General features: G+C 46.0%; 2 protein-coding genes. Both read left to right on the top strand.

Annotated elements, in window-relative coordinates; all coding sequences use genetic code 11:
• Positions 1-1,501: condensation domain-containing protein (locus ACTJJD_RS19285; RefSeq protein WP_440608753.1), on the top strand; the 1,501-nt coding region annotated here is incomplete at its 5' end.
• Between the two features lie 19 nt (positions 1,502-1,520).
• On the top strand, positions 1,521-10,131 hold an 8,611-nt coding region (locus ACTJJD_RS19280), incomplete at its 3' end, for an amino acid adenylation domain-containing protein (RefSeq protein WP_440608752.1).

Raw genomic sequence — 10,131 nt, 5'->3', positions numbered from 1 at the left:
CTGGAAGCTCGATATGAAACTGCTTTTCCAATATCCAACGATTGCGGAGCTTCGCCCATATATCGAAGAAGCGGATCTTCTCACAGCCGATCAGTCAGCTGTCGAAGGAGAGGTTATTTTAACACCTATACAGCGCTGGTTCTTTGAACGGAACTTCAGCAGCCAGCATCATTGGAATCAGTCCGTTATGCTCCATGCGGCAAATGGTTTGGATGAAGCGCTTGTCAAGCAAGTGCTCGAGCAGATGATGACCCATCATGATGCTTTGCGATTGGTTTATCCGATAGAAGAAGGACGCATCATCCAGCGTCATCGTGGAGTAGACGAAAACGATGTAGCGGTGGACGTGATAGAAGTACAAGGAGAACGATCACAGCAAATCGAGCACGTAGAAAAGCTGGCAAATGAAGTGCAGGCGAGTATTTCTTTAACAGAGGGACCGTTAGTCAAACCTGCGATTTTCCGTACGGATCATGGAGATCACTTATTGCTCGTTGTACATCACCTTGTCATTGATGGTGTGTCATGGCGTATTTTCCTTGAAGACTTCATGGCTCTTTATGAGCAGGCGAAGCGTGGGGAAGAGCTGACACTTCCTGAAAAAACACATTCATTCCAAGCATATGCCCAGAAGTTGACGGAATATGCAGTGTCAGATGAGCTGCTGGCAGAAAGGGACTATTGGAAAAAGGTACTTGGGCATTTAACTGCACCTCTGCAAAAGGATCATGTTACAGAGGATCAAAGAATGCTGCATACAAAAACCATTCGCTTTACGCTGTCTGAGGAAGAAACACGCAGTCTACTGACAGAAGTACATGAGGCGTACCATACGGAAATCAATGACATTTTGCTAACCGCTTTAGGATTGACCCTGAAAGAGTGGACAGGAGAAGACAGACACTTTATTCACCTTGAAGGACATGGAAGGGAAGACATCCTTCCGGCGGTCAATGTGTCGCGGACCATCGGCTGGTTTACGAGCATGTATCCTGTGCTGCTTGATTTGTCGCATGCGGAGGATCTTTCCTATCAAATCAAGCTTTTGAAAGAAGAGCTCAGACACATTCCGAACAAGGGAATCGGCTATGGCATTTTAAAATACTTAACGCCTGACAAAATGAAGGACGGTATCGCATTTGATGTCACGCCAGATATCAGCTTTAACTATCTTGGTCAGTTTGATGAACAGATTGGCGGGGGTGAACTAAGTCGATCCACTTGGCAGGCAGGCCAATCATTAAGTCCAGAATCAGAGAAACCTCATGCATTAGATATTGTTGGTTTCGTAGAACAGGGCATGTTCCATATGACGATGTCATATCACCAGCTTGAATTCGAAGAGCAAACGATGGAGCAGTTCAAGGACCTTTTAGAAAAGAACGTGAAGGCACTCATCTCACATTGTGTATCACAAGATGAAGCGCAAATTACGCCTAGTGATGTAGGAGACGATGACCTGACCATGGATGAACTTGAAAAGCTAATGGATATATTTTAAGCAAACGAAGAGGTGGACTATGAGCAAACAGAAGATTCAAAAGGTATATCCTTTAACACCAATGCAAGAAGGCATGTTATATCATGCCATGCTAGACCCTAATTCGTCCTCTTATTTCACACAGCTGGAGCTTGGAATAAGAGGGGAGTTTGATCTCGATCTTTTTGAAAAAAGTCTCAATGAGCTCATCGGCACATATGACATTCTACGTACAGCCTTTGTCTATCAGCAATTACAGAAGCCTCGACAGGTTGTACTGGCAGAGCGCAATCTAGATGTGTATAGAGAGAATCTATCTCACCTGAACCATCAGGAACAGCAAAAGGTACTAGATCAATATAAAAAGCAAGTGAGAAAGCAAGGCTTCCATTTAACGAATGATTTGTTATTGAAGGTCGCTGTTTTTCAACTGAATGAAACAAACTGGCATCTCATTTGGAGCAACCATCACATCATCATGGATGGTTGGTCCATGGGAGTTTTGATGAAAAAATTGTTTCATTACTACGAATCTTATCGGAACGGCAAAACGCCGGATCGCTCACAAGGAAAACCTTATGCAGATTATATCCAGTGGCTTGGCAAGCAAAATCAACAAGCAGCGGAAGGCTATTGGAAGGATCGCTTAGACGGTGCGGTTCAGCATCAAGGGCTTTTGCAGCAAAAAGAAGCGAACGGGCAATATGACCATCAGGAATGGACGTTCACATGGGATGCTGAAATGGTCAGCAGCATTCAAGAGATCGCAAGGAATTGCCAAGTGACAGCACCAAATCTATTCCAGGCTGTTTGGTCGGTTCTTTTAGGGACTTACCATGCGGCACATGATGTCACTTTCGGAACAGTCGTATCTGGAAGGCCGCCAAGTGTGGCTGGGATAGAACAGATGGCAGGGCTTTTTATCAATACAATACCGGTCAGGGTAGAAATGAATCAGGAAGACACCTTCAAACAGCTGTTTCAAAAAGTTCAGCAGCATGCGCTGGAAGCGGAAAACTATGATTTTATGCCGCTTTATGACATTCAGCAACAGACAGCTGCAGGAGGACAACTTTTCGATCACTTGGTCGGGTTTGAGAACTACCCTTTAGATCAAGAGCTATCTGGTGACACCATGTCGGAACGTCTAGGGTTTTCCATTGATGTAAAAGACGGATTTGAACAAACGAATTTCGATCTAAATGTCCTCGTATATCCAGGTGAAACATGGACATTGAAAATCAAATACAATGCGGTGGCTTTTGAAGAAGAGGTCATTGAAAAAATATCGAAACACCTGACCAACCTCATGAAGCAGATCATCGAAAATCCGGAAGTTCGCCTTCATGACGTGACGTGTATCACCGAAGAAGAAAAACAGCAGATTGAAGCATGGAACAAGACAGAACGAGATTATCCAAAGCATCTGTCTATTCCTGAGCTTCTGAAAGAACGCATTCAAACGCAGCCAGACCAGCTGGCGTTAGTCGAAGGAGAGCGGGCATTCACCTATGAAGAACTCGGCCAAGAAATCCATCGTGTGGCGGGTCATTTGGTTGACAGCGGAGTGAAACAAGAAGATGCCGTCGCAGTGTATATGAATCGATCTGCTGAAGCAGTGATCGCCATTTTAGCGGTTCTTCAAGCAGGGGCTGCTTATGTACCAATTGATCCAGCCCAGCCAGAGGATAGAATCCGCTTTATGCTTGAAGACAGCGGTGCATCCGTTTTGCTCTATGCGGACAGCCAGCCGCCAGTTCATGAAAGCATCCAAGCCGTTCATGTGTCGGACATATCGAATCAGTCAAACGGACCTTTCGAAGTCGAGACCTCTCCTTCGCAATTGGCGTATATCATGTACACGTCGGGGTCAACCGGCCAGCCAAAAGGGGTTCAAATTGAGCATCAGCATATTGTCAGATTGGCATGTTCTCAGGAGACACTGGGCTTGAACAAGTCGGATCGTATGGCACATACAGGAGCAGTCAGCTTTGATGCCATTACTTTTGAAATTTTCACCACACTGCTGAACGGTGCAACGCTTTATCCTGTTGACCGTGACACTTTATTGGACATCAACCGGTTTGAACGCTTTATCCAAACGAATCAAATCTCGGCGCTCTTTTTAACGACAGGTTTGTTTAATCAACTCGCTCAGCAGCGACCGCATATGTTTAAAGGATTGTCCAAATTGATCACAGGCGGTGATGTGATCAATGTGAAAAGTGCAGAGCTTGTGAAGAAACATCATCCATCACTTGTTTTACTGAATGCGTATGGCCCCACAGAAAACACCACCATCTCGACCATTTATGAGGTGAGAGGGGATGAAACGGGCACGATTCCAATTGGTCAGCCGATCAATCATTCGTCCGCTTACATTTTAGATGACAATCAAAGACTTCAGCCAATTGGTGCGCCAGGAGAGCTGTATGTCGGCGGTGACGGTGTCTCAAGAGGATATCTCCATCGTCCAGAATTAACAAAGCAAGTATTTATCGCTGATCCTTTCAAGGCAGAAGGGCGTTTGTATCGAACAGGAGATTTGGCTAGGTATGGTTCAAATGGTCAAATCGAATTCCTCAGACGGACAGATGATCAAGTGAAAATCCGTGGTTTCCGTATTGAGCTAGGTGAAATTGAAACGATTCTTCAACAAGAGACGGGGATCGATGATGCGGTTGTGCTCATCCATGCGTCTCCTTCAGAAGAAAAAGAAATGACCGCTTACTATACGGGAACGATCAGAGAAGAAGAGGTGCGGGCTCTATTCAATCAAGCACTGCCAGCATATATGGTACCTCATCACGTCATGAAGCTAGATGTTTTTCCGCTTACCGCAAACGGAAAGGTTGATCGAAAAGCTTTACCAACGCCTGACGAAGCTGATCGTGAAGAAATCAGGATCATTCCACCTGAAACTGAGACGGAAAAGGCGCTTGCTCAAATTTGGGAGGAACTGCTTGGGAAAGCGGTGGGAATAGATGAGCATTTCTTCATGACTGGTGGACATTCACTCAAAGCAATGATGATGTCAGCCAAAATCCAAGAAGTGTTCCAAAAGGAAGTTCCGATTCAAGTGATATTCGAAAAGCCAACGGTTCGATCGCTTGCGTCATACATTGACCAGGACGGTCAAGAAGAACAAGGACATCCGATCTTACCGGCAGCGAAGGCGGAGGACTATCCAGTGTCACCAGCTCAGCGGCGCTTATACATTTTACAAACACTTGAACCTAAGAGTACGAACTATCATATTCCGATCGTCTTAACGCTTGAAGGTACGCTCGATCATCAGCGGCTCACCTCAGCATTTGATGAGTTGATTCAAACGCATGAAATCTTAAGAACGAGTTTTCATATGAAAGGCGAGAACATCGTCCAAAGGGTACACGAAAGAGCGGCATTTGACCTCCCTGTCCATGATGTAAAGGAAGAAGAGGCCGAGGCATTTCTTGCTGAACGTCAGGCGCCGTTTGATTTGACAGCCGCTCCCCTCCTGCGGGCACAGCTGCTCAAAGTGAGTGACGACCGTCATCTTTTAGTTCTGGAAGCACATCACCTGATTACAGATGGCAGTTCCATGAAGACGTTCATTCAGGATTTGGCGAAAGCCTATGATGGAGAGGCACTTGCAGAAAGAGCCATTCATTATAAAGATTACGCTGTCTGGCAGTTAAGTGAAGAAGAAACAGAGAAACAGCGTGCGCATGAAGCGTATTGGCTGAAGCAATACGAAGGAGATGTACCGGTTTTAGATTTGCCGACAGACTACCCGCGTCCAGTGGAACGTGATTTTTCTGGAGAACGGGTGATGTTTGGCTGTGATCAAGAGACAACTCAGCGTATTCATGAGCTGCTCAAGAAAACAGATACGACACTGTACATGTTCTTGTTATCTGCATTTCAAGTGCTGCTCGCATCCTACAGCGGACAGGAAGATATCATTGTCGGATCTCCTGTTGCGGGGCGAACACATCCAGATATTCAGGACATGCCAGGGATGTTCATCAATACCATTGCGATGCGCGGAAAACCGGAACAAACAAAGTCATTTTTACAGCTGCTTGAAGAAATAAAAGAAACGAGTGTAGATGCTTTTGCACATCAAAGCTATCCGCTCGAAGAATTAATCGCACGTCTGCCGCTTGATCGTGATACAACCCGAAGCCCGCTCTTTAGTGTTTCGTTTAATATGCAGAACATGGATGTTCCTGCACTAAAGCTCGGCGATCTGAACATTTCGCCTTATGCAATGCAGCACCGATCCGTCAAATTTGATCTGTCTCTAGAAGCATTTGAACGTGAGGGAGAAATAAAACTAAGCCTAGACTATGCAACGGCATTATTTAAAGAGGAAACCATCCGCCGGTTCGGAACACATCTGCTTGCGATTATTCGTGAGGCGGTCCAGCATCCGAATGAACAAATTGGCTTGTTCAACCTCTTGGATCAGCATGAGCAAATGGAGCGGCTGGAGAAAAGGGATGGAGAACAAGCAGGTCAACATGAGCCGTACCATGTGCAATTTTCACGTCAAGCCATGGAAACACCTGATGCCATTGCGGTGATGGATGGTGAAAGGAAGCTGACTTACCGTGAACTAGATCACATGTCCAATGCTCTTTGCAGTGAGCTGAAGATGCAAGGCGTAGAGAAAGAAAGCACAGTCGCGCTTATTCTTGATCGGTCTGTCTATGTCATTGTCTCGATGCTAGGTGTAATGAAAGCAGGCGGTGCATTTGTCCCAATTGATCCAGCTTTTCCTGCGGAACGTATTCGTTACACATTAAAAGATTCAGGGGCAAAAGTCATCGTGGCAAATGAGTCTCTTGGTGATTCCTATCAGCATCTCAAGTCGATTCAGGTCGTACATGTGGAGAAAGCCGTCCAACGAAACGATTCTCTAGACCTGCCGGACGTATCGGTTGATCAACTGGCTTATGTGATTTACACATCTGGAACAACAGGGAAGCCAAAGGGTGTACAGCTCACGCATCGTAATCTATCACACTACGTCAATTGGTTGACACATGAAGTGACTTTACAAGAATGCGATCGAACGGCACTCCTGTCTTCTTATGCATACGACCTTGGTTACACAAGCATTTTCCCGGTTCTAAAAGCAGGCGGGACACTCTATATTCCTCGTGAAGACGTGTATACAGACCCTGTACGTCTCATGCGTTTTATTGATGAACAAGAGCTGACTTATATCAAAATGACACCATCCTTATTTCATATGATGGCAGATTCGAAGGGTCATACATTTGACGCTTTACGGCTTGTGGTATTGGGAGGAGAACCGATTGTCTCTGAAGATGTTGAGACATTTATGAAGCAGCATCCATGCGTGGCAGTGATGAACCATTACGGTCCGACAGAAACAACGATTGGTACAGTGAGCAAGCTAATGACACCGCATGAGCTGGACGCTTTAAAGGAGCGTTCTATCATTGGAAAGCCTATTGCTCATACAAGAGCGCTCGTATGCAATCGCGAGCAGCGCCTTGTCCCTTATGGCGCACCGGGTGAGCTCTACATTTCAGGTGATGGTGTTTCAAAAGGTTATTTGAATCAGCCTGAATTAACAGCGGAGCGTTTTCTTGAAAATCCTTATTTCCCTCAAGAGCGGATGTATCGAACGGGAGATTTGGTTAGACAGCATACAAATGGAGAGATTGAATTCCTTGGAAGAGTAGATGATCAAGTGAAAATTCGCGGCTATCGAATTGAGAAACAAGAAATTGAGCATGCCGCACGTGCCCTTTCAACCATTCAAAAAGTGTATGTCAAAGTGATCAACACATCTCGTTTACCGGAGCTGGCGTTATATTATACAGCACCTGATCACATTGGAACGCTGACATTTAGAGAAAAGCTTTCAGAGACACTACCGGATTACATGATTCCTACTTATTTTGTCAAAGTGGATCATATGCCGCTGACGCAAAACGGAAAAGTGGATGCAAAATCTCTGCCGCTTCCTCATGAGGCACATATGAACCGCACGGCACATGCAGCACCAGAAACGGCGCTTGAGCAGACGCTTTGTGATATTTGGTCAGATGTTCTTGAGATTGAAAAAGTCGGCATTGATGACCATTTCTTTGAATTAGGTGGGCATTCTTTGAAAGGCATGGTGCTCATTTCGAAAATGCAAGCCAAACTGAATCAGCATGTTCCACTCAAGGTTCTTTTTGAAAAGCCAACGATACGTGCGATAGCTGCCTATTTGGAAGAAGCTGATGCTTCGCTCGTCACATCCATTCAGCCAGCGGAAAAGCAAGATTTCTATCCAGTCTCTTCCGCACAAAAGCGAATGTACGTATTACAGCAGTTGCATCCAGAATCCGTCACCTACCATATGCCAGCCGTTTTCATGATGGAAGGAAACCTTGATCTGAAGCAGCTAGAAGGAGCGATTCAAGCTTTAATTGATAGACATGAGTCATTGCGGACAGCCTTTGTTGAAATTGATGGCAGTCCCGTCCAAAAAATCTATCGCCGTGTGCCGTTTACGTTACAGATGGTTGAAGTAGAAAGCGATCAGGTACAATCCGTCGTAGACAACTTCATGACACCATTCTCATTACATCAAGCACCTCTAATGAGAGCAAAAGTGGCAAAGCTGTCTAATGACAAATATGTGTTCATGATGGATATGCACCATATCATCGCAGACGGAGTGACACGCAGTCTGCTTATTCAAGAATTAGCGGAGTTGTATGAGCATAAGACGTTACCGCCAGTTCAGTTGCACTACAAGGATTATGCGGTATGGCAGCAAGAGGAAGAGCAGCAAGCAGCACTTGAAAAACAGCGGCAGTATTGGCTGGAGCAATATGCACAGCCACCAGAAGACTTGGCACTTCCGCTTGATTTCCCGCGACCTAGCGTGCAGTCATTTGCAGGAGACCGGGTTGATAGATGGCTGTCTGCTGAAAAGGCGCGGCATATCAAAGCGCTCATGGCTGAAAAAGGTGTGAGCTTGAACATGGTGATGCAAACGGCCTTTGCCATTCTCCTTCATAAATTGACTGGGCAGCATGACATCGTCATAGGGGCTGTAACGGCTGGACGTACACATGCGTCAATCGAACGGATTCCGGGTATGTTTGTGAATACACTGGCCCTTCGACATGACGTTCAGTTAGAAGAAACTGCAGAGCATCTGCTAGAAAAAATAAGGGATCACAATCTATCAGCTTATGAACATCAAGGATTCCCATTTGAGGATTTGGTCGCACAGTTAGACCTTCCGAAAGACACGAGCCGCAACCCGTTGTTTAGTGTCATGATGACAACGGATGAGCGTGATCTGACGTTACCGGAATTGATTGGACTTACGCTGTCGCACAAACAGCAAGAAGCCGTTCAGGCAAAATTTGATTTAACGCTCGGTGTCTTTGAGGAACAAGATCAAGTGGGCTTGCGCTTTGAATATGCAGCGGCACTATTTAAAAAGAGTACCATTCAGCGATGGAGTCAATATTTTGAGCGAATCATAGACGAAATGCTTGCGAAATTGAATCAGTCGATCTCGACCATCTCCATCTTAACAAAAGAAGAAGAGCGACATCTGCTTGATGAATGGTCCGGACCTTATCTAGATGTCCCGACAGATCAAACGGTTCATGCATTGATTGAGGCAAAGTCACAAGAAGTACCTCATCAAAAAGCTGCAACTTTCTGCGGCACAAGCTGGACGTATGAAGAACTGAACAACCGGGCGAATACAGTCGCCGCAAGACTTATGTCCAGTGGCACAAAACCGGGAGACCGCATCGGCATTCTCACACGTCCATCGCTCGAGATGACAGCCGCTGTTCTCGGAGTTCTCAAGGCAGGTGCGGCATTTGTGCCGATTGATGCCGATTATCCAGCGCAGCGCATTGCTTATATGCTTGAAGATTGCGGGGCAGAGGTCCTTCTGATTCAGAAAGAGCTCACTGCACCACCTTCATTCACAGGTCATACCCTCTTCATAGAAGAGGCAGTAGAAGGAGAAGCACACGAGATTCAGGTTCCTATCAAACCAACGGATCTCGCTTATATGATTTACACATCTGGAACGACTGGACAGCCGAAGGGTGTCATGGTCGAGCATCAGTCTCTTGTCAATCTTGCTTTTTGGCACAATGATGCTTTCCAGGTGACGAAACAAGACCGAACCGCCAAATATGCCGGCTTTGGCTTTGATGCCTCCATTTGGGAGAAGTTCCCGACGTGGATGGCCGGCGCAGAGCTCCATATCATCGACGAAGCGATTCGCCTCGATATGATCAAGCTCAATTCGTATTTTAATCACGAAGGCATCACCATTGCGTTCCTGCCAACACAGCTATGTGAGCAGTTTATGTCGATGGACAATCATTCTCTCCGTTACTTACTGACAGGTGGGGACAAGCTGAAACAGGTGAAGCCCGTTCCATACAAACTCGTCAATAACTACGGCCCAACAGAAAATACGGTCGTGGCGACAAGCGGGGTCATTGATCCAGATCAAGGCACGCTTCCTATCGGAACAGCGATTGCCAATACTCGTTTTTACATTATGGGTTCGTTATATGACCTCTCGCCGCAAGGCGTACCGGGTGAGCTCGTGATTGCGGGGAAAGGACTGGCAAGAGGCTACTGGAATCTCCCAG

Source organism: Bacillus sp. 22446 (assembly GCF_052044955.1).
Taxonomy (GTDB): Bacteria; Bacillota; Bacilli; order Bacillales; family Bacillaceae; genus Bacillus; species Bacillus altitudinis.
This window is presented reverse-complemented; position numbering and strand designations above follow the sequence as displayed.